This is a genomic window from Paenibacillus sp. FSL W8-0439 (genome assembly GCF_038008995.1).
Classification (GTDB): Bacteria; Bacillota; Bacilli; order Paenibacillales; family Paenibacillaceae; genus Paenibacillus; species Paenibacillus polymyxa.
This window is the reverse complement of record NZ_JBBPAK010000001.1, coordinates 1,374,763-1,401,179: the sequence shown is the minus strand read 5'-3', so window position 1 is coordinate 1,401,179 and position 26,417 is coordinate 1,374,763. Positions and strand designations below refer to the sequence as shown.

21 protein-coding genes and 1 riboswitch are annotated in these 26,417 nt (G+C 48.0%); of the genes, 1 reads left to right on the top strand and 20 read right to left on the bottom strand.

The genetic code is table 11. From position 1 onward, the window contains the following. Positions 1–46: 46 nt before the first annotated feature. The 12 genes from MKX36_RS05875 to MKX36_RS05820 form a co-directional block, all read right to left on the bottom strand. Complete coding sequence (locus MKX36_RS05875; protein ID WP_340864395.1) at positions 47–1,024, bottom strand: LCP family glycopolymer transferase; 978 nt, start codon at positions 1,022–1,024, stop codon at positions 47–49. A gap of 13 nt (positions 1,025–1,037) precedes the next feature. Beyond that, positions 1,038–2,378 (bottom strand): UDP-glucose dehydrogenase family protein, encoded by a 1,341-nt coding sequence (locus MKX36_RS05870; protein ID WP_045244081.1) that lies wholly within the window; start codon positions 2,376–2,378, stop codon positions 1,038–1,040. A 52-nt stretch (positions 2,379–2,430) separates the two neighbouring features. Next, positions 2,431–3,243 (bottom strand): WecB/TagA/CpsF family glycosyltransferase, encoded by an 813-nt coding sequence (locus MKX36_RS05865; RefSeq protein WP_045244082.1) that lies wholly within the window; start codon positions 3,241–3,243, stop codon positions 2,431–2,433. Then, the gene (locus MKX36_RS05860; RefSeq protein WP_045244083.1) at positions 3,218–4,459 is read right to left on the bottom strand and encodes a glycosyltransferase family 4 protein; all 1,242 of its coding nucleotides are present in this window, start codon (positions 4,457–4,459) and stop codon (positions 3,218–3,220) included. Before MKX36_RS05860 ends, MKX36_RS05865 begins: the two co-directional genes overlap by 26 nt. After that, the gene (locus MKX36_RS05855) at positions 4,456–5,670 is read right to left on the bottom strand and encodes a glycosyltransferase family 4 protein (protein WP_045244084.1); all 1,215 of its coding nucleotides are present in this window, start codon (positions 5,668–5,670) and stop codon (positions 4,456–4,458) included. Before MKX36_RS05855 ends, MKX36_RS05860 begins: the two co-directional genes overlap by 4 nt. A gap of 741 nt (positions 5,671–6,411) precedes the next feature. Next, positions 6,412–7,680: a hypothetical protein gene (locus MKX36_RS05850; RefSeq protein WP_340864394.1), complete on the bottom strand. Its 1,269-nt coding sequence runs from the start codon at positions 7,678–7,680 to the stop codon at positions 6,412–6,414. Next, entirely contained in the window at positions 7,667–9,010 is a 1,344-nt protein-coding gene (locus tag MKX36_RS05845; protein ID WP_045244086.1) for a flippase, read from the bottom strand. Before MKX36_RS05845 ends, MKX36_RS05850 begins: the two co-directional genes overlap by 14 nt. A 122-nt stretch (positions 9,011–9,132) precedes the next feature. After that, on the bottom strand, positions 9,133–10,122 hold the full coding sequence (gene gmd, locus MKX36_RS05840) for a GDP-mannose 4,6-dehydratase (RefSeq protein WP_016821239.1): 990 nt from the start codon (positions 10,120–10,122) through the stop codon (positions 9,133–9,135). A gap of 20 nt (positions 10,123–10,142) precedes the next feature. Next, complete coding sequence (locus MKX36_RS05835; RefSeq protein WP_045244087.1) at positions 10,143–11,081, bottom strand: GDP-L-fucose synthase family protein; 939 nt, start codon at positions 11,079–11,081, stop codon at positions 10,143–10,145. Positions 11,082–11,115: 34 nt separating this feature from the next. Further along, positions 11,116–11,814 (bottom strand): sugar transferase, encoded by a 699-nt coding sequence (locus tag MKX36_RS05830; protein WP_016821241.1) that lies wholly within the window; start codon positions 11,812–11,814, stop codon positions 11,116–11,118. 84 nt (positions 11,815–11,898) lie between these two features. Then, positions 11,899–12,576, bottom strand: a complete 678-nt coding sequence (locus tag MKX36_RS05825) for a CpsD/CapB family tyrosine-protein kinase (RefSeq protein ID WP_016821242.1) — start codon at positions 12,574–12,576, stop codon at positions 11,899–11,901. Next, positions 12,557–13,306, bottom strand: a complete 750-nt coding sequence (locus MKX36_RS05820; RefSeq protein WP_016821243.1) for a YveK family protein — start codon at positions 13,304–13,306, stop codon at positions 12,557–12,559. The genes MKX36_RS05825 and MKX36_RS05820 overlap by 20 nt, the downstream gene beginning before the upstream one ends. Before the next feature lie 328 nt (positions 13,307–13,634). Here MKX36_RS05820 and MKX36_RS05815 point away from each other — a divergent pair, with 328 nt between their 5' ends. Continuing rightward, a complete protein-coding gene (locus tag MKX36_RS05815) occupies positions 13,635–14,003 on the top strand; it encodes a helix-turn-helix domain-containing protein (RefSeq protein WP_016821244.1) in 369 nt (122 codons plus the stop codon). Between the two features lie 546 nt (positions 14,004–14,549). On the opposite strand, the gene MKX36_RS05810 is transcribed toward MKX36_RS05815, so the two are convergent. The 8 genes from MKX36_RS05810 to MKX36_RS05775 form a co-directional block, all read right to left on the bottom strand. Then, positions 14,550–16,844 (bottom strand): hypothetical protein, encoded by a 2,295-nt coding sequence (locus MKX36_RS05810; protein WP_340864393.1) that lies wholly within the window; start codon positions 16,842–16,844, stop codon positions 14,550–14,552. A gap of 48 nt (positions 16,845–16,892) precedes the next feature. Further along, complete coding sequence (locus tag MKX36_RS05805; protein ID WP_340864392.1) at positions 16,893–18,494, bottom strand: glycosyl hydrolase; 1,602 nt, start codon at positions 18,492–18,494, stop codon at positions 16,893–16,895. A gap of 13 nt (positions 18,495–18,507) precedes the next feature. Next, positions 18,508–18,589: riboswitch (cyclic di-GMP riboswitch) on the bottom strand. A 155-nt stretch (positions 18,590–18,744) separates the two neighbouring features. Beyond that, positions 18,745–20,121 (bottom strand): sugar phosphate nucleotidyltransferase, encoded by a 1,377-nt coding sequence (locus tag MKX36_RS05800; protein WP_016821248.1) that lies wholly within the window; start codon positions 20,119–20,121, stop codon positions 18,745–18,747. Between the two features lie 654 nt (positions 20,122–20,775). Next, the gene (locus MKX36_RS05795) at positions 20,776–22,104 is read right to left on the bottom strand and encodes a UDP-glucose dehydrogenase family protein (RefSeq protein WP_016821249.1); all 1,329 of its coding nucleotides are present in this window, start codon (positions 22,102–22,104) and stop codon (positions 20,776–20,778) included. Between the two features lie 5 nt (positions 22,105–22,109). Continuing rightward, positions 22,110–23,210 carry a glycosyltransferase gene (locus MKX36_RS05790; protein ID WP_025364260.1) on the bottom strand — a complete coding sequence of 367 codons (1,101 nt, stop codon included), beginning with the start codon at positions 23,208–23,210 and terminating at the stop codon, positions 22,110–22,112. 28 nt (positions 23,211–23,238) lie between these two features. Continuing rightward, positions 23,239–24,387: a glycosyltransferase family 4 protein gene (locus MKX36_RS05785; protein WP_016821251.1), complete on the bottom strand. Its 1,149-nt coding sequence runs from the start codon at positions 24,385–24,387 to the stop codon at positions 23,239–23,241. After that, positions 24,384–25,571 (bottom strand): glycosyltransferase family 4 protein, encoded by a 1,188-nt coding sequence (locus tag MKX36_RS05780; RefSeq protein WP_013369822.1) that lies wholly within the window; start codon positions 25,569–25,571, stop codon positions 24,384–24,386. Before MKX36_RS05780 ends, MKX36_RS05785 begins: the two co-directional genes overlap by 4 nt. Next, positions 25,558–26,397 (bottom strand): glycosyltransferase family 2 protein, encoded by an 840-nt coding sequence (locus MKX36_RS05775; RefSeq protein ID WP_016821253.1) that lies wholly within the window; start codon positions 26,395–26,397, stop codon positions 25,558–25,560. The genes MKX36_RS05780 and MKX36_RS05775 overlap by 14 nt, the downstream gene beginning before the upstream one ends. Positions 26,398–26,417 lie beyond the last annotated feature (20 nt).

Genomic DNA, 26,417 nt, shown 5'->3' with positions numbered 1-26,417 from the left:
AGAATAACGGGTCTCGCTGAGGACACCTGTCTGCTTAAGGTCATGTCTAAGGTGATGCGGGAGTGGTGAGCAAATGCTTCTCCAGCACTCCATGGATACGTTGGCGTTCCTGCTCATCTACGATGTAATAATACACACCTTTGATTTTGCTCCCATGTCCCTTTATCTCAACAGTATCCGTCTGCTTAAGAGACGGGCCGATCCGGGTCAGAAAGGTCTTCATATCGTCAAAGCTAATGTCTGTGCAAATCTGCTCGCCCGCTGCCTCCAGTATCGGTTTCACTCGCAATAGCCCTTCCTTGCTGATGGACTGGGCAAGAATTTGCTTGAGCAGCTCTCGCTGGCGAGCGTTTCTCCCGAGGTCCCCACGCGGATCATCAAATCGCATACGGGCATAGGACAATGCTTCAGTTCCGTTCAAGTTCAAATTCCCCTGCGCAAAATGATGCCCCTCATACTGAAAATCAAGTGGATTGTAGACCTCTACTCCTCCCACAAGGTCCACCATTTTCGCAAACCCTTCCATATTCATTTGTACATAGTAATCTATCGGGTGATTCAAAAAATGCTCTACCGTACGGATCGACATATCAACGCCCCCAAAAGCAAACGCGTGATTGATTTTGTCCTCACGCCCTCTACCGACCAACTCTGTTCGCGTATCACGCGGAATGTTGAACATCAACATCGAACCATTGGCGGGATTCACAGATAGAACGATCATCGTATCCGATCGTCCTGGATCGTGCGGTCGCCGATCAACACCCAGCACCAGCACGGTGAACGGCTTGAACTGAGAGATGGCTGCCGGATTGGGTGTACTTGATCCAGTGTCTGTACCTACGGAGCGCCCTGCTCCGCCCGTTGCAAGGGTAGAGACCGCTCCGGGCTGCACGATGCTGCGCGGATGATACATCGCATTTGCCACTGTTTTAAAGGAATGATACACATAGACGGTATAGGCGGCACCTCCTACAACCAATAACGCCACAGCCCCCAATGTCACCTTCAGCCATCGTTTCATACGCAGCCTCCCTTTACGGATTCACTACAGACTGATGACGATCTATATCCAGATTGTTCATCTGTGGCCTGCCGACAGAATAGTATGCAAAGGCAGATTGTCTGATTTGTTCTTCGCTGTACACATTGCGCCCGTCAATCATAATGGGATACTTCATCAGCTCGTTCAGCTCACCCAGTCCGACCTCACCAAACTCCTCCCATTCCGTCAAGAGACATAATGCATCGCATCCTTCTGCTGCTTCTCGTGCGCTATCGGCCCACTTTATTTCCGAGCTGTCCAGTAATCGGCGGAAGTTAGCGGTAGCGATCGGGTCATATGCACGAATGTGTGCCCCTGCCTCCAGCAGCGACTGTATGATATCCAGCGCCGGGGCATCTCTTACGTCATCTGTATTTGGTTTAAAGGCCAGCCCCCATATGCCAATCGTAGCCCCTTCCAGCTCACCCAGTGCCTCTTTCAGCTTGCGAATCACGTTAAAACGTTGTCCCTGATTCACCTCTACCACGGATTTCAGCAGCTTAAATTCATAATCCACGTTGCCTGCAATTTGAATTAAAGCCTGCGTATCCTTGGGAAAACACGAACCACCATAGCCGATACCAGCAGACAAAAAGGAGGAACCGATCCGCTGATCCAGTCCCATACCGTGTGCCACGCGTGTAACGTCTGCACCCACCTTTTCACAAATATTCGCAATCTCATTAATGAACGAAATTTTGGTCGCCAAAAAAGCATTCGACGCATACTTAATCATCTCGGCCGAATGGATATCCGTGGTTAAAATATTCGTTGTCAGCGGCTCATGCAGAGTAGTTAGCACTGCGGATACATGCGGATCGGAAGCTCCAATGACGATTCGATCAGGCTGTAGGGTGTCCATGACCGCCGAGCCTTCTCGTAAAAATTCAGGAACCGAAGCGACACCAAAAGGATAGTTCGTGCGGCTAGCGATCCAATTTTGAATACGCTCGTTCGTTCCGACAGGCACCGTGCTTTTGGTAACTATGATCTTGTAGCCATTCATGGCAGCTGCCACCTCGCACGCTGCTTCTTCAATATAAGACAAGTTGGCTTCGCCGCTCGGCAATGAAGGCGTACCCACCGCCAAAATAACAATTTCAGCTGCCTGCACTGAAGCTGCGGTATCTGTTGTAAAGCTTAGCCGGCCCTGCTCGACATTATCTTTAATTAGAGCCTTTAAGCCTGGTTCATAAATCGGTACTCCGCCTGCACGTAGCTGACGAATTTTGTCTTCATTCTGATCGATACAGACGACGTTATTGCCAAGCGCGGCAAAACAGACCCCTGACACCAGTCCGACATACCCGGCACCTATAACACATAGTTTCAAACCAATTCCCCCTTTTACATGCTGTCTCATTTCACTGTACTTTTGCCCTGCTTCACTTCTCTACGCCTCTCCCTGTATGCCGATTATGATAGAGCGTGAGCCTTTTATTATGCCGATAGGATTTGAGAAAACGATAGATATACATTGGATTGTTATAGGCATACCTCTTCCATAAACGCTTTGGCTCACAGAGCAGACGGTACAGCCACTCCAGTCCCAACCTTTGTATCATTAGCGGCGGTCTGCGAACCTTGCCTGTAATATAGTCAAAGGCAGCCCCTACTCCAACCATCACGCCACGGATACGATCCTTGTTGCGATGCATCCAGATTTCCTGCTTCGGACAGCCCAGACTGACGAATATGAGATGCGCACCTGAAGCATTGATTTCCTCAATGATCCGCTTCTCCTCCTCTGGCTGAAGTTCACGAAATGGCGGTGAAAAGCTGCCCGCGATACGAATTCCAGGGTAATCCTGTCCTACCCTGTCTTTTAAGCTATCCAGCGTATCCGGCGTACTGCCGTAAAAATATACGCTCACCTCCGTTTGTGGCGCACGTTCGCACAACTTGAGCATCAAACTGGGACCATCTACTCGATCCTGACGCTCGAACCCGTACAGCTTGAGTGCCCATACCAGTGGCATACCGTCTGGAGTACACAAATCAGCCTGAGTGAGCGCTTCGTGGAACTCGAGATGATTCCCGGCTGTGACAATGGAATGGGTGTTGCAAATACATACATAGCTGTCCTTTCGTCCGACTGCCCATTGTTCCAGCGTATGTACCGTCTCCTGAAACGTCAGCGCTGCAACATCTGTGCTCGCAATCCTTCCGACTCTATACTGGGGCAGCTGCTTCATCATCACATTCCTCCATGGCCTCGCTATATATCGCCAGCAGTTGCTTCACATTCACTTCTTCCGTATAGTGTGCTGCATAGTTTTCCGCCACCTTCTGTCTCATAGCTGCATAGTTCTCATAGGCTACTGCACGGCGAATCACGGTCTTTATATTTTCCAGATCATCATGTTGAAAATGGAAACCCGTCACTCCGTCCTCCACGATTTCCTCCAATGCGCCGATTCGGCTGCACAATACCGGCGTTCCCACGGAATAGGACTCTACAATCGTCATCGGAAAACCTTCATACCAAATGGAAGGCACCATCACATACATGGCTCGGCTCATACAATCCAGCACCGTGTCTCCATCCTGCTTGCCGAGAAACCGAATGTCTTCCTGCGAATAAGCAGCAGCCAGTTCAGCCTTTTGCGGACCATCGCCAATGATGACCAGTCTCAATCCACCTCGATCTTCCAGCTGTGACCAGGCTTGCAACAGATTGCGAACCCCTTTTTCAGCTGAAATCCGGCCCACGAACAACAAATAACGATCATTGGGGTCATACTTGGCTTTGACTGTTTGATGATGGATAAAATTCGGTTTTACTGCGATGCGATCCAGCGGAATGCCGCTTTCAGCAAATTTGTCCCGTGCAAACTCCGTCAGCGCAATATAGCGACTTACCTTGTGCTGCCATGTGCCGATCAGCTCATTGAACTTAATCATCGCCGCCACCGGAATCGTCTGCAGCTGTGAGCCTCGGTAACATCCATGACGGATGGAGTGCAGCAGCGTGCCGTGCAGGCATTTTTCACAAACTTCATTCCCTCGCATAAAAGTTGCCGCCGGACAAATCAGCCTGTAATTATGCAGTGTCTGGACAACCGGAACCCCCAGCCGTTCACAGGCATGATAGACCGATGGGGATATGACCGGGAAAAAATTATGCACATGTACCACATCCGGTTTCACTCGCAAAAGCAGCTCTTTGATTCTTTTGAATTCTGGGAAGGACCAGGCTGCCTCTACCGCCAGCTTTGCCATGTTGGCCAATCCTTTGCTTTGAATGCTGTCGTTATGCACATAGTAATGCTCCGTCTCTATTCCTCTGGAACGCAGCATAGCCGATTCCTGCTCGACAACCTTGTCTTCTCCCCCACTTTGCTGATAAAAGTTATGGATGATCAGTACTTTGCTTACAGGCGGGGTCATTCGTCTGCTAACCTGTTGACTCACGTGGCCGCCCCACTTTCCTGTGTTGATTGCATAGCGTGATTGGAGCTTATGGGTTTGATCCGCTGCTGGCTTATGATTTCATCCGCAATCCGATCCCACGACATACGCTCGAGCGTAAGAAACGCTTTCTCGGCCAGACTTCGTCTAAGCCCAGCATCATCCAGCAATGTGCCTATACGACCAGCCCATTCCTCCTCCGAAAAGCTTCTCAGCATCACTCCGCTCACTCCGTCCTCAATCAAGGTAACCGAGCCACCGTTCATCGAAGAAATAATCGGGACACGGAACAGCATGCTTTCCAGCAGCACCATGCCAAAAATATCGTATTGGGTCGGAAACAGCATCACATCCGCTGCTCCGTAAATCTGCCACAGATGACGTTGCTCCACTCTTGGAAAATGTATAATACTATCCGTCAACCCCAGTTGCTCAGCATAAGCCCAATAACGATCCGTATCTATCTTTCGTCCATCCCCAACCATTAACAAAAGGCAGCCGGGATGCTTTTGGAGTACTCTTTTGAACGTATTCAGCATAAAACGTATATTTCTCCGTTCCTCCAGCACACCGACATACAGCAACACCGGGCGATTACCGATCCGACGCAGTTCATTCGCAACCTCACGGTTTTCCTCACGCTCTCCGCTTTGGTCGTCACTGTTGAATCCTTTCTCTACATTGCTGCGGTCCAGTCCGACCCCAATCGTTATCACGTTGTCAAAGCCTTTATTCTCCAGATAGCGCTTGGCAAGATCGGATTTGACATAGGTTCGGCGTAGAGACTTTGTCACCTTAGGCAGCAGCATAACATCGTACAGTTTGCGGATCAGCGCATGCGTATTATCCCGGTATGGACCGTGATACAGCGCCAGCTTATCGGGACATTTGCGGGAAAGCAGGTAGGTCATGATCTGGTTGTATTCTGTAGTAATAACCAGATCATAAGCTGCCAGAAAAGAATCTTTGAGAACATCTCTGTAGATGCTGTTGCTTAAAAACTTGAAACCGTGCAGCCAGATAATGCGCAAGGTGCAGCCTGCGTGACGATAGACTTGTTCCAGATGGGTCTCCTTACGATCGTTGTAGTAAACAATATCGCAATCGTAACCTTTACGGACGAGCGCTTTGCCTAAGCCGACTTCCTGCAAATTGTATGAGGCTCCATTCACCTTGCTGGCAAAGTTGCGAAGATACAATATTTTTGGAATCATCATCAGTACTCCTGCCATTTCATATTGGGTGAGTTATGGCACGCGGGGGTTAGAGTCCGCTACGCGGATGGATCATTCTTCCGATCGCTGTTATCCCCGGATTTCATCTGATTTATATAAACCCTTTAAAGGGTAAAATCCGGGGATAAAGGCGAACGCTATCGCTTCTTCAGAACGATTCCATCCACTCCGCTGCTGACCGCCGTTTCCATAAAGTCACCCCATCTTAAAAAAGGGAATGCTAGGCATGAAGTGCCATCGCTGCGGATATACGCGTGCGAATGCATGCAGGGCGTTGACTTCGTCAAACGACTTGTAAGCTTGGCACGTTATGGCACGCTCACAAGCAAGCACGGCTATACTACTGCTAGGCTGACCAAGATGCCTTAATTAGGCTTGATTTTGCATGCCGTAAGCACTATTCATCAAACTCTTTCAGCTTGAGAGAGGACTATACAGAGCATTAATACACCGGCACACATGCCCGGCGTGAAGTTCGCGGCGATAGGACGAAGCTATCGCCAGGCGGCTCTTACCTCCCCCACCTTATGGCTGGGGAAATTCTTTTTGGTGACGGTGAAACGTAGCGGAGGGTAAGGATTTGAATCTGAAGAAGCGTTAGCGTTCGCCTCAAAGCTTTCCGAAGGAAAGCTCGCTTCGAAAGCATATTCCCCGTGGGATTCCGCCCGCTTACAGAGCTTATTTAATCTAGGGAATCCCTCGTCAACAGCGATCGGAAGATCAAATCCTTCCCGTAGCGGCCTTTCCCCTCCAACTTGAATGTTCCCCCTGCCGTTGTCTTTCCTCCATCATCTGCATATTAAAATGGTCTGCCCCTTTAAGCTGGGCCGCTGCCATATCCGCCACCAAGCTCACGCTCGATTCCATCGGTACAAAGCGATATTTGTAGGCTGTAAGCCGATGATCCGTTTCGTGAAATAAAATGTCCTGGGCATAATTGCCCCATCGGTCCTTAGGCATCAAATCAATCGTCATACCTGCATGTGCAGAAGGCAGCAGCATATTGGAGCCATGAATACCAATGACTAATCGGCTGGCTGCGTATACCTCGCATACCCGCTTTTCACTATCCCGATCGAAGCGTGAGACGCGCTCGTCAGCAATCCATGCTGGGAAGCTTCCCGTGCGCCCAAGTCCCGCTACTGTAAAGCAATGATCAGGGAAGCTTTCTCTCAGTCTGCGGAACAGTCCAATGATTTTGCTGCGCTGATGATAAATTAGCGGTTTCAGGCCACGTTTGAGCTTCGGAAATTTTTGCACTGCTCTGGCAATATGATGGCTGCCGCTCCACAAGCGGTCTTCCCTCCATACAAAGGTAATGCGTGGCTTCCGCTCACGTTCCTCGTCATAACGGGAGACCCCTGTAAATTGTTCAATCTCAAATTGGCTGGGATGTGAATATGCCGGACTGACATACACCTCATCAAAGCGCATCAATTCCTCAATCATCCGATGATGTAGCAGAGGATAAAAGTTTCGCGCCTTGTTGAACGGGACATCGACCGTCCAAATTTCTGACACATATGCCGGCACCATCCACTCCAGCGACTTTTGCACAATAACGATGATCCCCAGTTCCGGCGATTGCTCATATTCACGCTGAACATTAAGCAGCTTAAGCAACGCATGACCATATAAATAATCTATAGTGTTGACAATGATCACCCGTGAAGAAGCTTTCTTTTTATGCACGGTCATACCGACTGCCAAATCATAGGAAGGATTCATCAACGATTGCCGCAGAGGCTCTCCGAGCCATTTTCTTGACTTCGCATTACCGGTCAGGATATAGTCAGGCATTTCTACACGATAAGGTGAATACGTCGCATGACCAACCCTCATGTCCTCGAGATATTCACGTCCGCAACCCTCACACTTAGTACTGACACATACGTGGATTCCCTGCCACAGCACCTCTCCAGCACGTAACGTGTCTCCACAATGCGGGCACTGTTCCTCATGCCGAACAAATGGTTTAATCGGTATCATGATTGTTCTCTCCAACTTTCGGTACTGTAATATGAACATGCCAGAAGGTCAGGATTGACTTCATCATCCAACCCAAATTGGCTTTGACTTCCTTAAACAACAAATCCAATAGAAATACAGATATCGTAAAGGACAAAATCGTCGCCACTAAGGACCCTCGGACACCAAGCCATGGAATCAGCGCGTAATTGAAGGCTATATTCGTAACCGCACCTATTATCGAGGTCAGCAGCGTGTATTTGAACAAATTTTCATTGGTGATAAACAAGCTTTTGGCGACACTAAAGTTGGTGAAAAATAGACGAATCGCAAACAGTGACAACAGCGAGCCTGCTTCAGCAAACTCTCTCCCATACAGCACAACGACTACCCATTGGGATAGAAAAAATAAGGGGACTGAGGTCACAAGAAAGCATATAAACATCAGCCGATACACGTTAGACAACGTCCGTCTGTATTCGTCGCTTCCTTTCTGCTTGGAACGCGTCACCACCGGGGCATAAGCTGTCGTTAGCACGACCGGGATAAAGCCCAGCACCTCGATGAGTCGGAGTGCAACGGAGTATTGCCCGACAGCCTCGTTTCCCAACAATTCTCCGATAATGACCTGATCAATCCGTGCCTGTACATATACAGCGGAGGAGGACAAAATAAGCGGCCAGCTGTGATTCATGATTCGCCGAGCAGTTGCGAAGCGGAACGTCCACTTGTTCACACGCCGCCCTTCCTTATGGAAGAAATACAGCAGCAGCAGGCTTCCCAGCAGAAACTCTCCATGAGCACACAACGCCACTGCCCAAACTGGAATACCGGACAATAATAGAATGATTTTGACGGTGGAACCGAGGACAAAGGCGGTATTCTTGGCAACAACCGTATATTTGGACAACATCTGCGCACGGAACCAGTAGTCGATAATATCAAACAACTGAAATACCGAGGCCGTAGCCAGGATCAGATTGATTAGCCGTACTGAACTGTCTTCCGGTCTGAGCAGTGAAATAAAGGAATAGGACAGTACAATGGCTACCAAAGTACCTAACAACTTCAGCAGAACCGCCGTACCCAATAGTTCGTGCTCATCCTTGGGGTGTTTGACAAGATCGCGTACTAATATAGAATCAAAGCCAAGGGTCGTGAAAATCAGGAACATCCCGAAAAAGGATTCCGCATAATTCCATTTTCCCAGTTCCTCTGGTCCCAACACTCTCGCCATGATGATGCTGACTGCCAGCCCGAACACCATGCGAATCATTTTGTCACCGAATAGCCAGGATGTATTCACCAGCAAGCTTCTGCGCGGTTTGGCACGTTTCTTGACTAATGTCATAGGTTCTACTCCATCTTGAAAAATGACCTTAAACATTGCTTTATGATCTGTTGATCTGTCATACAGCTGAAATCATGTACAACGAAGAGACCCCCCGGCCAGGCGGGCGGCCTCTCCACCTCTTACACGACGACAGAAGCTTCAACTGCAGCCTGCCTTTTTACACGCTCCAAGTCTGCATCCACCATCATACGAACGAGCTGGTCGAAGCCGACTTCCAATCGCCAGCCCAGCTTTTCTTTCGCCTTGGCACAATCGCCAAGCAATAGATCTACCTCTGCCGGTCGAACAAATTGCGGATCAATCACGACATAATCTTCGTAATTTAAACCTGCATGAGAAAAAGCAATTTGCAGCAGTTCACGCACAGAATGCATTTCTCCTGTAGAAATCACGTAATCATCTGGTCGATCCTGCTGAAGCATCAGCCACATCGCCTTTACATAATCCCCTGCAAAACCCCAGTCTCGCAGTGAATCCAAATTCCCCATGCGCAGCTCCTGCTGCAATCCCAGCTTGATACGAGCTACTGCATCCGACACTTTGCGTGTTACAAACTCCAGCCCTCGGCGAGGTGATTCGTGATTGAACAAAATACCGGAGCAAGCAAACATATCAAAGCTTTCGCGGTAGTTGACTGTAATCCAATGGCCGTACACCTTGGCTACACCATAAGGACTACGTGGGTAAAATGGGGTCGTTTCTGTCTGCGGCGTCTCCAGTACCTTACCGAACATCTCGCTGCTTGAAGCCTGATAAAAGCGTGCATCCGGCTTGGCAATTCGAACCGCCTCCAGCATATTGGTAACAGATAATGCTGTGATTTGCCCTGTAGCCAAGGGCTGCGGCCATGAGGCCGCTACAAAGGATTGAGCAGCCAAGTTATAGACCTCATCCGGGTCGGACTGACGGACGGCTTCGATCAGCGAAGCCAGATCGGTCATATCACCGGAAAGCCAGTGAATGTCATTCTGGATATGCGCTACATTTTCAAAGTTCGGTGTGCTGGTTCGTCTGCGCACCCCGTACACCTCATAATCCTTGGACAGCAGCAACTCAGCCAGATAAGACCCGTCTTGTCCGGTAATCCCAGTGATCAGCGCTTTTTTCATTCCAATTCCCCCACCGTTATTTATTGTTCAACCAGATCCAGACCTTGAAATGCCTGGTATACAGACCTTAATCCTTCTTCTAGTGAAATACGCGCCGACCAGCCCAGCCCGGAAATCCGGGATACATCTACCAACTTACGCGGCGTTCCGTCAGGAACGGATGTATTAAAAGTAATTTCGCCCTCAAAGCCGACTACATTTTTGACTCGTTCAGCCAGCTCACGGATGGAAATATCCTCACCCACACCGATATTTACAATCTCATTTCCCTCATAGTTATTCATCAGAAATAGACAAGCATCAGCCAAATCATCCGAATGAAGAAATTCTCGCCGAGGCGTACCGGAGCCCCACACTTCTACAGTCGGAGATTGATTCAGCTTAGCCTCATGAAACTTGCGGATCAGCGCAGGCAGCACATGAGAGGTTTGGAGATCAAAATTGTCGCCCGGACCATATAAATTCGTAGGCATCACCGAAATAAAACGGGTTCCATACTGACGGTTGTAGGACTGACACATTGTAATCCCGGCAATTTTAGCAACCGCATAGGCCTCATTGGTAGGCTCAAGCTCACCTGTAAGCAGATATTCTTCTCGCAACGGCTGTGGAGCAAATTTGGGATAGATACAGGTAGAGCCTAGAAATAACAGCTTGCTTACATTCTTCCGGTATGCCGCATCAATCACATTTGTTTGTATAAGTAGATTGTCACGGATAAAATCGGCCGGATATTCGTTATTCGCCAAAATCCCGCCTACCTTGGCTGCTGCTAGAAATACATAATCCACGGGCTCTGTATCAAAAAAATGATCTACGGCCTCTTTATTGCGCAGATCCAGCTCACGGCTTGTGCGAGTAATAATATGACGATATCCCGCTTTCTGAAGCGCTCGAACAATAGCGGAACCCACCAGCCCATTGTGTCCTGCCACATAGATGTTAGAATGTAGCTCCATCCTTCTCTCCTACCCCTCTTTATTAAAATTGACTTTAATAAGCATCCTTGGAGCCCAGCAGCACACGAAATGTTTTCAGCATGATGATCATATCCGTGCGGAAACTGCGTCTAGATATGTACTCCAAATCCAGTTCTACCATCTGGTCAAAGCTTAGATGATTGCGACCGCTGATCTGCCATAGTCCGGTGCAGCCCGGTGTAACCGTCAGACGCAGCTTATCCCTCATGGTGTAATCATGGACTTCTCTTGGCAATGGGGGTCTGGGTCCTACAAGGCTCATATGCCCACGCAGTACATTGAAGAGTTGCGGTAGTTCGTCGATGCTCGTTCTGCGAAGAAAGCGACCCACACGGGTAATTCGGGGATCGTCCCGCATTTTGAACATCGCACCCTCAATTTCATTTTCCACCAGCAATGCAGACAATCTGGCTTCGGCATCAGACACCATGGAACGAAATTTGATCATGCGAAACGGTCGCTCATGTTTACCGATACGTATTTGATAAAATAATGCACTTCCTTTGGGGTCCTCCAGCTTGATCAACAAAATGACGAGCAGAAATACCGGGCACAGTACGATGATTCCAATAAAAGACAGGATAATGTCCATACTTCGCTTCACGAACGGATATACGCTCCATCCTTGTCGTCGTTCAAGCCCATGAGCGACCGAATATACATCTACTGACGCGCCCAGCACTTTGGCCTCGTTCGAGCGGGAAGAAGACACGTCTCATCACCTCACTCCTTATTTATAAATATTATTTATTCATTGTTAAAAGAATTTTATATACTTTTATTTTCCCCGATTTATTCATGTCAGATTGCGTTCCTCCATACCACGCTCGGCGCGACGCTTCACGTTATTGAGCACTACACCCAGAATGCGCGCCTTAACTCTTTCTAAATTTGCCTTCGCCTTCTTAACGACATCCTTTTTGACCTTCCCTGCCTGTACTACCAAAATGACACCATCACACATGGCACTTACAATGAGGCCATCCGGAAAAGGCAGCAGGGGTGGCGTATCCATCAGAATCACGTCATAATGTTCTTTTAGCTCAACTAGTAGAGCCTTCATTCTACGGGAACTGAGCATCTCGGACGGATTGGGTGGATTCGGTCCAGCTGTGATTGCATGCAGATGATCAATCCCGGTTTCCTGAACCACATCCTGCCATGTCTGTTGATTGGCAAGTACCCGTGTCAGCCCTGTATGATTGCGCAAACCAAACATATGATGCAAGGAGGACCGACGCAGATCCATATCCATAACCAGCACCTTTTTTCCCTCTTGCGCATAGGTTACAGCCAAATTGCTAATCGTGACTGTTCTGCCTTCACCCGCCTGAGCGGACGCCACCATCATCACCTCAATCGGCTCGTCTATAGAAGAAAACTGGATGTTAGTGCGAAGCATGCGGTACTCCTCCGACACGGAAGACTGAGCATGCAAGGATGTAACGAGCTGATTATTGATTAATCGCGGCATATTGTCCCTCACCTACCTGTTTAGGAGTTGTAGTAGAGCTGTCAGAGCGTCTATCTTCTTTTTTCATTTTTGTAATCAGGGATAGGGTAGGCAGACCGAGTTCTTTTTCAATATCCTCCTCATTTTTAAATGTATCATCCAATACCTCCAGCAAAAACGCCAAGCCTATGCCCAGTAATAAAGAAATGGTAAAAGCAATAAAAATTTGTATGGCGGGATTATTGTTCACGGGAACTGCTGGGTCATTCAGACTGGCTTCGCTTAGGATGGTGACATTGTCCATTTTCATGATAGAGGGGATTTGCCGTTTAAATACTTTGGCTACCGCATTGACGGTTTTCACAGCCTTCGTATACGATAAGTCGCGGACTGTAACATCCATGACCTGTGAATCACCTGCGGTGTTTACTCTTAATTTTTGCGCCAAAGCTGACGGAGTAACCTTAAGATCGGGGAAGCTGGCGACCACCTGATCCATAATCGCCGAGGAGATCATAATTTGCTTATAGGAGTTCGTTAGAGCTATATTGGTTTGCACCACACTGTAATCGACGACACCTGCACGGTCCGGTCGTGGCGTCTGATTAATAATGAGCTTGGCGGTAGCTTCATAAACCTGCGGGGTAAAATATACATTTTTTATGCCTACTACAGTACACACCAGCAGTACAATGCTACCAATCAACCACATTCTTTTGCGGATCAAACGGATGTACTCTTTCAACTGCACAAGACCAGTCCTCCCTGCTTGACTTGTTTTCGATGAATAACGCTTGTACTGATCCTCTGCATGACGGGGAAAAGAACGATGCATGACCCTCTAATCTATAGTAAAATGTTGTATAATAGCGCATAGAAGGTCCAGCCAGCGAATAAGCACACAATGCTCAATCATCGTTGGCCTCTTAAGGGTATATAAATGAAGATATAAGTGAAAACTATGAAATAAGGATACGTTATGTAACTTACATAATTAATTTATGATACAAATTGTATCTTGTCAAGCGCAAAATTGCTTTTCTTACCTTTCTTAACCTTGCCTTCAGGAGGAAAAACAGATGAATTATGGAACCCGCATCGCTGAATTACGAGAACATAAGGGATTAAAACAAGAGGAATTAGCGCAATCCCTCGGAATTACGCGGGCGGCTCTTTCTCACTATGAAAAAAATAGACGCAAGCCAGACTTTGAGACCCTGACCAAGCTCGCTGATATTTTCGAGGTAACCATCGATTATTTGGTGGGACGTACGAGCCACCCGACAGCCATATTGGATTCAGATGTGAGGGAATTTGTGGATCAGCTTGAACTGTCAGACGAGGATATCCTGCAACGTTTTAACCTGACGATTGACGGACGCACCTTGTCTGAGGAAGAAGCCAAACGTTTTATCGCGTTTGTTCGAATGGAACGAATGATGGAATAAAGAAAGCGCCGCTGCTTGATGTTTGGCTTAAGTAGGACCAGCCACTGAAATTACACGCGCTTGTCCTTCTGGCACTTAGTTCTATCAGCGTCGCCCTCCATCCATTCTGGTGTCGTGATACCACATTGGAGCAAAATGTTCCGGATGTCCAAGTGGATGGCTGCTTTGCCTGCTTTCCGTGCGTTGTCTCGAAGAAGAGGGCCATTCCCCCCTAATTCTGTTTCCTTGTTCATTCAGCACTAACCTCACTTTATTAGTCTTGGTCGCCGGAAAGAAAGAGATTCCCTACAAACCATGTATGTATAGTCATGAACAAAACTATTATATATGAATACATACCTGTAATGTTGTCGTCTTATGACGAGAATATTAAAGGATTTTCTTATTTTTTTCTCCATTATACGTAAAGTATTGGCAATTCAGAACGATTTACAAATAAAAAAGAACCTGTCAGGTCCTATTTTCTCCTGATAGGTTCTTTTTTGCTTTCTTTCGGAATGGTGTTAGATATTCATTAGGTAAGGTCCTACATGCATTCCGGTGTAACTAAGCGACCTCGGCTGCCTGAGAAACCTGAGTACCTCCGGTCGCTCGGACTTTGTAGACGTAATGACTTCCAGCTTTTACAGTGCGGTCCGTATACGTGCTTCCTTCTACTTGCGAGGCAATCACCTGATAGGCACCATCTGTCCGATCAGCACGCAGCACATCATAGGAAGATATGCCTTCTGCTTGAAGCCAATTAATCTTTACCACCCCATCCTGAATAGAGGCTGCTTTCACCTCAGTTGGGGCAGAGGCCGTGGTTTGATCTGTACTTTTTAATTCCAAAATATATTGTACCGATTCGCCAGGGCCCAGCTTTTCTTCAAAATCAAGGGCAGGAGAAGCCTTCAGCCCTGATATGGAACGCTGCGCCTGAGTGTAGGTGGAACCCGCCCCAAAACGTTCCCCCGTGTACAAGCCAGCTTTCGGCATCGTCACCCGTACACGAACGGTCTGCGTAGTGGATTCGAAGTTCACTAGGTTCACCAGCAATTTGTTCGAGGTAGCGCCGCTACCTGCCAGCGGTTTAAGCTTGGACGTATCCACCGCGCGAACATAGACCATCTTGTCCTTGGTCTCCTCTGGATTCAACATTGTATAAGTCAGTGGTTTACCATGCGTGGCATAGGCTAGACTCAAGCGTCTCATAATCTTAACGCGAGTGTCCTGTCCTTGCCCAAACGGATAAATTTCCGTGTTAGCCGGGTTGTGACTTTGCAGATCAAAACCCGTTTTAAACAGTGTGTAATCCTTATAAAAAGCAGCGTGCTGGATAAACATATCGGCAAACCCGATTTGCGATCGCATAATCCGATCGAATGCAGCTGCTTGTGGCTGACTAGCCCCGTAATCAGGATTGTCTCGATGCGTATCGTTAGTACCGAACTCTGTGTTTAGCATCTTTTTCGCCAGTCCGTTGCTCGAACCACCGAAGGTTTTCAAATTCTGAACGAAGCTGCCCCCGCCCTCTTCATTATACGATTCACCGTAGGCGTGTCCGTTGGTCAGGTCGGTGACTTCCTCCAGCTGTTTACGCTGCGCTGGGTCCCGTTCCCATCCATCCGGATCACCGCATTTTTGCGTACCTCCGGTTTGATTTTTGCACGCCTTGGTAGAGTATGTCGGCCAGTAGGCCCAACCCGGCGCTACGGTTTTGAGATGCGGTGCCAATTGCTTGCCTTCCGTATTCAACCATTTAGCCACAGCCAGGTCTACCGCCTTGGAGCGATTAAACAATCCAGGTTCGTTATCTACTTCATAATATTGAAGGTATGAACCGTATTTTTTTACATAATCACGCAACTTTTGCTTGGCCGTCTCTGGCAGAGTACCATCTTTTTGCAGCTTAATATCACCTGTGTATAGATACAAAGCAGACGATTGCATATTATACTGCTTTAACGTTTGATAGTAATCGTCCACGTCTGTGCATGCCTTCCCTACATTACTGGCACAGGTTACCCTCATGACGTTGCCGCTATAAGCAATTCCCAGCCATTTGAGAACGTATGGTAGATGCTTAACTGCACCCTGATCATAATAAAATTCTTTATTATTCACATTCGTACCAGTCATTATATATTTCCCATGTACCGGTTCGGCCGCAGGGGAAGCTAACGTCTCCAAGCTCAAGTCATCCCAAGTCCACCACACATTTTTATCTTCCGCAGAGGAGCAGTATAGGCAGCGCGCTGTCTTTAGCTTGAGTACGTTAACACCGCTTTGCAATTGTTCTTTGGGGATATACAGCTCGTAGTTGTTTTTGAAATTATAGGTACTCCCAGTACCGGATACCCCGGCAATCTGAATGATTCCGGACAGCTGATGATTTGAGAAGACAGCCATCTGCGGCACAGCTTTGCCCGCATCCAAAATCCGAACACGGAATATCATACCATTGGGAGGAACCTGATTCAGCTTATATTGAAGTGTTAGTTCTGGATTTGTGGATGCATTCAAACCGGGAGGAATATCTCCACTGCTGAGCAATACCGGAACTGTTGTACTTTCTGCTTCCGACAACGCCGAAAATGCTGCTTTAGCAGATAATTCGGAAGAAGCTGCTGCTGCAGAAATATCGATATTATCCCTACCGACCACTCCTTTAAATTCCGCTGAGGAGTCATCCCTCTGGCCCAGCTTCCATACTGGACTGGCCGCCGCTACCTTATCTGTCTGCAATTCTACACTTTTTGAAGGCGTGTATATAAACCAAGCGATCATGGCTAGAGCTGCGACCCCTAGTAATCCGGATAATACGACCGTATACCTATGGGTCAACCATTTTTTCATCATATGATACACCCTCTCTCCTCAAAATTTTTGACCGGGAAAGAGTATCTATCAAGGAAGAAACAAAGCGTTTCCGGGAACCACCGCTTTCGCTTCATGCTGACTTTCCCACATCAGACGTGCCATCGCATCGCCTTTTTCATCATAGTATTCCACTTTTAGATCTACCATTTTACCTGCTTCCAAAGCAATACTGCCTTTTCGCTCTGTCCAGCTTTGTTTGAACCAACTATCGATCACTAACTTGCCGTCTACCCATACACGAATACCATCATCGGATATGGTTGTGAACGTATAGGTCTCGCAGTATTGTGGCTTGATTTTACCCGTCCAGCGAACCGAGAACTGGTCGGCATTTACCTTTGGATCAGCAGCAATGGCGCGCCAGTTGTAGTCCAGCTTACTGTCTGTACGGATCAAAACAGGACTGCCGCTCAAATTCATATTGTTGAAATATTCGCCCCGCAGCCCGTTCACATATACTTCATCAGGAACGGAAGGAGGAGTCGGAGCTGGAGGAGCAATCACTACTGGTGGAGCTGGGAGAGGCTCACTTTGTCCCTCATCCGGTAAGGTCGGTACATCTGTTCCAGGTTGTTGGATGGCCTCCAGCCCATTTTTCACATCATCCCGTGTCAAACTCTTCGCATCGTTCATATAATCCTGTATTTGAGTGGTTGTGTTATTCTCGGTCAGCATCTTGCCCCAAGTCATGGAATACACCCATTTTGGCTGAGCCTGCAACACCTCAGAACTAGGTATCTCACCGTGCTCGCCAATAGCAATCGGCTTATTCCGTGCCAACTCGAGCAGTCCTTCATAGTGACTTTGCTTAAAATCATTGTTGTAGATGTCTACTGCCAAAATATCCACTTTGTCATCCCCCGGATATTTTGGGGTATACGGGACAGTGTAGGAATTGGGAGCATTGGGACTCCACACCCACAGCAGATTGTTCAATTGATGCGTGTTAACAAAACGGTCGTACATGATATTCCATAGCTGATTGAAATTGTTTTTGTTTCCCCACCAGAACCAGTCACCATTCATTTCGTGGTAAGGTCTCCACAATACCGGAACCCCTGCATCACGAAGCTGCTTTAACGATACAGCGACCTTATCCAGATCGGCAATGAGGAGGTTATACTGCGCAGTGCCTGGCGTGACGTATTTATTGAACTCCGCCTGACTTACTTTGGCCTGCACATTGGCCCAAGTCAGCGGTCTACCCGGCAGCGCTTCATGAAAAGTCATCGTCACAATGCCACCTGCTCTGCTCCAACGAATAGCGCTATCGACGACATTTTTACGTTGTGCTGCTTCTGTAGCGTCAGATTGACCAGAGATGGCTCCCATCTCATAGCCGTGCAGACCCACATACGCCTGGCTGATTTTTTGGACCTTGTTGCTTAATTCATCTGGACTTTCCAAATAATCATGCTGACCAGTGACTGTTTTCTTTCCAGAGATGCTGAGTAAATAATTGTATAGTTCACGGGCCTGAGTACAAGCGTCCGAATTAACAGGTTGTAATGAAGCGGCATTCACCACAGACAGAGAATCACCAAATCCGACGGGAAACAAAGAAAAAATTATAACTACGGGGAGTACATGACGTATCAGTCGATACAGAGGAATAAAATTGAATCTCACTTTTGCTCTTCCTTTCGGTAGCCAGGCTGCCATCCTTACGGGAAGGCCCTTTAGCTTTGCGTACCTGCCTTTCGACAGGGCTGCGTTTATCGTTGGAAGGAGTTTGGATTCCTTCTTAACCTAAGTATCGACTTTTTTTTACCAAAATTTAATAGGTCATGTTCATGAATTTACAGGTTTTCGCCCAATTTCGACAGTTTGGGCTATAAATTTTCATCAAATCTTCTTTATTTCGTTTTTACGAAAACGATTATGAGATAAATTGATGACGGGCAATTTCATTCCAATCCATGCAAAAGCGTACAATATCCTCTTCAACCAACTCAGAGCCAGTCTGCACCTCTATAAAATCCACATCGGTTACAGCCAAAATACTATGCTTGGTTCCTTCAGGGATACGGACTACGTCACCGGCCTTCACTTTGTGCAGCTTCTCATTCAAAATAATTTCCGCTTCGCCGCTAATAATGGTCCAGATTTCGCTTCGTTTGAAGTGAAGCTGGTAGCTGATATTTTTACCTTTGTGTACGCGGATTCGTTTGGTCAGTACCTCATTACCCTCGTCATACTTTACATAGTCTACAACTCGATACTGCCCCCAACGGCGTTCTTCATACATTGGACGCTGATCATGAGCCTTGAGCACTTCCTTGATGCGTGGGCTTTCTGCCTTATTGGTCACAAGAATACCATCTGGGCTAGCGGCTACAATCAGATCATTCGTTCCAATGATCGCTACTGGAATGTCCAGCTCATTAATAAGGCTTGTATTGACACAATCCTCCGTTACTACACCTCTGCCCACTTGCTGATTAGACATTTCTTCTGTGAGCGTATTCCAGGTGCCCAAATCCTTCCAAAAACCATCATAAGGAAGAACAACAATGTCCTTCTCCTTCTCAACGACTTCGTAGTCAAAGCTGATTTTCTCCAGAGATGCGTATTGCTTTTGCATTTCTTCATAATTCAGCGGCAGGCCCTTGGATGCCAGGATATCCAGCAAATAGCTTAATTTGAATGCAAAAACCCCGCAGTTCCATAGAGCATTGCGTTCAATCAGACGCTCCGCCTGCTCCCGGTCGGGTTTCTCTTGAAAATGGCTCACTTCGCGGTAGCCTGTGCTACCTTGAGTGGCATCATTTTTTGGAATAATATAACCGTATTTCTCTGAAGGATAGGAAGGGACAACCCCGATTAATGCAAGCTTGCCTTCACTCTCCTGAAGTGTATGTTCCAGTTGAGCTACGGAAGCAAAGAAAGCATCCTCTACATAAGGATCTACAGGCAATATAGCTATAATTTCATCAGGCGAAACACCCGCAATGGAATATAGATAAGTCGCTGTCAGCGCAATCGCAGGAAAGGTATCTCTGCGTTCCGGCTCAACTATGATGCGCGTATTCGGTCCGACCTGACTCTGGATCATTTCAACCTGCGCTCTCCCTGTCGCAATAAACGAGGATTCGGATAATCCGTTGTCTCCCAATTGTCTCCATACCCGCTGCACCATGGATTCCGAAATCCCTTCCGGGCTCTCCAGTACCTTCAAAAATTGTTTGGAACGGGAATCGTTGGATAACGGCCATAATCTTTTACCGGAACCACCAGACAAAAGTACGAGCTTCATAATTCTCCACTTCCTCTCTATAATGTGTGGGCGATCGGATGAGGCAAGGTTGAGTAGCCCGCTACGGGCTGGATTTGATCTTACGATCGCTGTTGGACCGGGATTCAAATCCATTCCTACGCTACTCAAAAATGCATCATATCGATCATACCTTGTGGTGCAAAAGGCACGACCGGACATTATTAAGTCCGGTCAGCCTGTAAAAAACGTTGGGGAGCTCGGCGTTTGCCTGCCTTGCTTGCAAGCTTCTAGTAATCAAGGCTTCGTAACGCCTTGCCAAGATTGCCTTCGACAACCGCAATGGCGTCTTTGCTCTACAGGAGCAGCATAGCGTATCCACATGGTAGGCTTGCTCCACAGGGGCGCCGCGGTACAGCGCATGGCGCCTTAATCGGAAGGAGCGGCTTCAACTGTGCCGCTCCTTCCGATACGCCCTTACTACTCCCATCCCCTAAGATGGGAGATTAAAAACCGTGACTCTATGCGGCAAAAGCAGCGAAGCGGTCCATTTGAATCTGGAGAAGCGCTAGCGTTCTCCTTTGCAGCGGGATTCTTACCTTGGAATGTTTTATATAATCCAGAGAATCCCACTGCAACAGCGCTCAGAAGATCAAATGGAACGCATAGCGTCTCCCCACCGCCCACAGTCACTTTTTAAACTTCCACTTTATCTCTGTTCCACCCACTCATCCGCGGACGACCCACGGAGTAGTATTCCAGTCCAGAGCCTTGAATCTGTTCCTCGGTGAATACGTTACGACCGTCAATCAGAACTGGCTTGTGTAGAATAGAGCCCAGTTGCACGAGATCAACTTCTTTGAACTCTTCCCAATCCGTCAGCAGGCACACAGCATCGCTTCTTTCGGCGGCTTGCTGCGGGGAGGAGCACCATATAATATTCGGGTGATCCACGCGCTCCTTGAATTTATCCATCGCAATGGGATCATACAGCTTGACAATAGCACCTGCCTGAATGAGCGTTTCTACGATTTCCAGTGCTGGAGCTTCGCGGATGTCATCTGTATTAGGCTTGAAGGCGAGGCCCCAAATGCCAATCGATACGCCGTTTAGCTGACCCAGCGATTCACGCAGCTTGGATACAATCATAAAACGCTGGTCAGTGTTCACCTCGACCACCGATTTTAACAACTTAAATTCATAGTCTACATTACCCGCAATTTGGATGAGCGCATTCGTATCTTTCGGGAAGCAAGAGCCCCCGTATCCGATCCCTGCTTGCAGGAAAGAGGAACCGATCCGTTTGTCCATGCCCATACCCTCAGCCACACAGGTAACGTCCGCGCCAACCTTTTCGCAAATATTAGCAATCTCGTTAATAAACGAAATTTTAGTTGCCAAGAACGCATTGGAGGCATATTTGATCATTTCAGCACTGCGGATATCGGTCACATAGATTTTATCCGTGAATACCTGATGCAGAGTGACCATTGTTTCACGCAAACCTGTATTGTCCAAACCAATAATGATGCGATCTGGATGAAGCGTATCATTGATGGCTGAGCCTTCTCTCAGGAACTCCGGCGCGGATACAATATCAAAAGACAAACTCGTATGTCGAGCCACTACATCCTTAATCTTTTCGTTCGTTCCGACAGGTACGGTACTCTTGGTCATAATAATCTTGTACCCGTTCATGGCTTTGCCGACATCGGCAGCCGCCTGTTCAATGTAAGACAAATTCGCCTCGCCGTTAGCCAGTGAAGGCGTACCTACCGCTAAAATAACGATATCCGAGCGACGTACCGCATCGGCCAAATCGGAGGTAAACTCCAAACGGCCAGCTTCCAGATTCAACGCGATCAATTCCTCAATACCCGGTTCATAGATCGGAGATTCTGCCCGGTTCAACATGTCGATTTTGTACTGCTCCAGATCGACACAAATCACCTCATTACCTTTTTGCGCAAAACACACACCCGAGACGAGTCCAACGTATCCAGTACCGATTACAGCCAGCTTCATTCCGTTCATCCTCCTTTTAGAAAGTTCACATAGGCTTGTTCTACATACTTTTTCAATTGATCCTTGAAGTTATCTTCATCAAATTTGCGGGCATGGGTAATGATATCGTCCACATTCCATGCATGTTGCTCGACCTTTGCGACGGCCTCCAGCACATCGTCTACTTGATGCTTGCGGAAAAATACGCCGTTCACATGAGGAACAATCGTATCCAGCGCTCCCCCGCCCTGAAAAGCGATAACTGGCCGTCCAGCCGCATTCGCCTCCAAAGGCGTAATACCGAAGTCCTCTTCCCCCGGAAAGACAAGCGCCCGGCATTCGGCCATCAGCTTGTTAACCTCTTCGTCCTCAAGCCTGCCGAGGAACTCAATGTTCGGGCCAGCCATGGCTTCGAGTCGTTTACGATCTGGTCCTTCGCCAACGATGCGCAGCTTGAGACCGTTACGTTTGAATGCCTCGATCGCGAGATCAATACGCTTGTAAGACACCAATCGGGATACGATCAGATAATAGTCACCGATGCTTGTAGCACGTTTAAAACGGGATGTATTGATAGGAGGGAAAATAACATCTGCCTCCCGTTGGTAATAGTGCAGAATTCTCCGTTTGACGACGGAAGAATTGGCGATAAACTGGTCTACGTTGCGAGAAGTTTTGGCATCCCATGTTTTCAGCCTGTTCATGTACAGCTTTAGCATATTTTTGAGCAGGTTGGATTTGGACTGCCGGGCCATATATGTATCGTAATCCCAGGCAAACCGCATCGGTGTGTGACAGTAACAAATGTGAAACGTATGTTTGGGTACCTGGATGCTTTTCATAAATGCGCTGCTGGAGCTTAAAACAATGTCGAAATCCCTAAAATCAAAATCACGGATAGCGATGGGATACAGCGGCAGCACTCCTTTGAAATTGGTCTTCACTCCTGGGACGTTTTGTAGCCAAGTGGCTCTAATGTCCGCATCCTTCAAGTTGCGCGACAGGCGCTCGTCGCTGAACACCGTTGTGAAGATGGGAGCCTCCGGATACATATCATGGAATACCTCTACTACCCTTTCCGCTCCGCCCATTTGGATTAAGTAATCATGTGCTATCGCTATTTTCATCTGAATCATCCTTTAACGCGAATGTCGGTCAGACTCCTGCCAACAAACCCTTATAGTAATGAACTATATCCTTAACAGTGTTCTCGATGACAAAATGCTTCTTGACCCGTTCCATCCCTCTCTCACCCATCTGCTGACGTTCCTGTGGATGCTCCAGCATCCAGCGGATGGCTTCTTCCAGCTTGGCCGGGTCTCCCGGTTCAATGAGCAGCCCGGTTTCATTAGGTACCACCGTTTCCTTGGGACCACCTTCGTTTGAAGCGATCACTGGCAAACCTGCAGCCATGCCCTCAATAATGACTTGACCGAATGGCTCCGGTGTAATGGAAGTATGAATTAGCAGGTCACAGCGCTGCATCAGTCCCTGAATGTCATCGACGTGTCCCATCAGATTGACGTTGGTCAACCCATATTCGCGCATCGTGGATTCCAATCGTTGTTTGTATTCCTCTTCTCCGAACAACGCATCTCCAGCCAGCCAGAATTTCACACGCTGATCTGGTAAAAAAGAACGTGCCGCTTCCAATAAAATATGTTGTCCCTTCCATTCCGCCAATCTGCCGACCAATACGACGTTAAACGAGTCATCGCCACGCAAATGCGCAGCCGAATCACGAGCCGTAATTGCTTTGGCAAAAGCGGAGTAGACGACGAGCGTCTTTTTGTCCGGGGGTAATTCCAATGCACTCAGCGTGGATTTGGAATTGGCAATCACACCGTTAGGCAAAAAGCGGGACATCAGCCGAATCCCTTTGGCTACAATCGGCTTCAGATACGGCGGACCGATGTGGTCACGGATATGCCAGATCAACGGCAGCTTCGCCGATTTGGCGGCTACTGCACCATACAGTGCAGACTTGAGTGAGTTTGTGTGCACACACACGACTTTTTCCTCACGCAGCAACGGCGCGAGTTTTCTGCCGTAAGCCAGCAACCGAAAGGCTGCTGCAGGCGCACCCAGATTAACAGCATTTCGTCCTCGATTGCGAATCGAATCATCTAGTGGAACGATGCGTACATCAATATCACGCTGCCGAAGCCGATCCGCCAAATCGCCCTCCTCCGCCAAAATAACGAGCGGGTCGATATGTTCCCCAATATTCGTCAGGATGTTATACAAAGCGACTTCGCCGCCGCTCCATCTTGCCGTATGGTCAATATAAGCTACTCTCATCATTTCGCCGCCGCCTTTCTGTCAAGGACCTGTCGGAACACCTCTTCTACCTGCTCCGCTACATGTCCCCATGTGTATCTGCTCAGGACATGGTCCCGGCATTCCCGTGCATTCGGTAGAAGTTCACGATGATCCAGCACACGCAGCAGCCCAGCAGCAATGGCTTCACTGTCCGTCCCCTGGAACAAAAGCTCAGGACGGAATCCTCTTAAGATTTCCTTGTTGCCGCCTACAGGAGTGGCCAGCACCGGTAGTCCCGAGGCCATCGCCTCGACTGTAATCAGACCGAAACCCTCTAGTGCCTGTGTTGGCACAACGAACAGGTTCGAGGCTTGATGGTACAGGGGCAGCTCCTCATCCGACACATAACCAAGCAATCTTACGTGATTATGAAGATTGTATTCCGCCACCTTGGAAGCCAATTCCTCCATCAAGGGGCCCTTCCCACCAATCAGCAACAGATGATCAGGGTGTCGCTCGGTTACTCGCCGCCATGCTTCGAGCAGCTGTAGCAGTCCCATGCGATTAACAAGACGACGAACGGTTAGCACAATCGTCGCATTTTGCGGCAAATTCAGCCGCTTCCGTACGGCCTCCTGATCCTCTGCCGGATGGAACCTTTCTACATTCGCCGCACCAGGAATAATATGAATTTTACTAAGTGGAACTTTATAATGCTCGTGTAAAATATCCCGAAAAGTCTCGCTTAGCACTATAAATTTATCCGCCAGACCATAAGCCTTCATTTCAATGGATTTGGCCAACGTCGTTTTAAGAAAATGCTTAATTCCCTGTCCTTCAATCTTCATTTCCTCCGTCCACGGTCCGTGGAAGGTGGTAACGACCGGGATTCCTCTTTTTTTCGCCTCCAGTGCCGGTCCGACACTATAGGGAGCAAAGTGGGAATACAGCACATCTATCGGTTGCTTGTCGAACAGTTCTGCTGCATATTTTTGCATCAGCTCTCGACGCTTCCAGATGGATTGCTGCTTGCTACCAATTGAATGAATACGAATACGTTCAGGCGCCTGAGGCTGCTCATCACTACAGATTAAAGCATCCAGCGTATTGCGCTCTAGCGTAAGCTGCTCACAGATGGATTTGAAATATGTGTTGAGACCTCCTGGCTGCAAGGACGGCCAGCTCAGCCCGGTTGCCGCAATACGAAATCCGTTATTGTACGACATAGCTGGTTTCTCCTTTCTGCTCGGTTTGTCCGCCATCCACAACTTCAATCTTTTTTCGCCGCTTGGTTAACTCATAATGCTTGAAGCAGACGAGAAACTCATACATCACCCAGAAAACGGCTACGGCAAAACCCGCCAACCCCTTGCGGTATAAGCCTTGAACAAAATACTTCTGTACAAAGCGGGCAGGCGGTCTCCACAACAGTCTGGTAATCCGAAAGGATCTTCCTTTGTTAAATGCCGTCTCTGCTTCCAGATCCGTATATTTGTTAAAACGGGTCATATGATCGCTGATGCTGCGGAAGCCATAGTGCCATAACACGCCCTCCAGATTGATAATCTGGGAAGAGGCTACATCCGGCATTTCATGAACAAGACTATTCGTAATGCCATAAATTCGCCGATTGTACAAACGAACCAAATACTCGCCTTTGTTCATCCATTTGCCGAGAAAATCGCCAATGCGAAATACAGAATAGGCTTTGGCCGGATCGTGGAGCGTTTCCTTTACTTTCAACAAGTCACCAAGCAACTCTGCATCCACTACTTCGTCTGTATCAATCAGGAAAATCCAATCAAATTCCGCTTTATCAACACCAAACATGCGCTGTTTGGCATAACCAGGCCATGGGTTGGAAAACACCCGACAGCCCAATGATTCAGCTACCTGAATCGTATTGTCTTTGCTCCCTCCGTCAATGACGACGATATCGTCCGCAAAGGGCTGACAGGATTTAATGGCGGCTGTAATTCGAGTGCCATCATCCTGAGCGATAATAACTACGGATATCCGGTTGTCCGCGGGAACGCTAGACATGTGGTTCATTAGCGGGTGCCTCCTTCTTT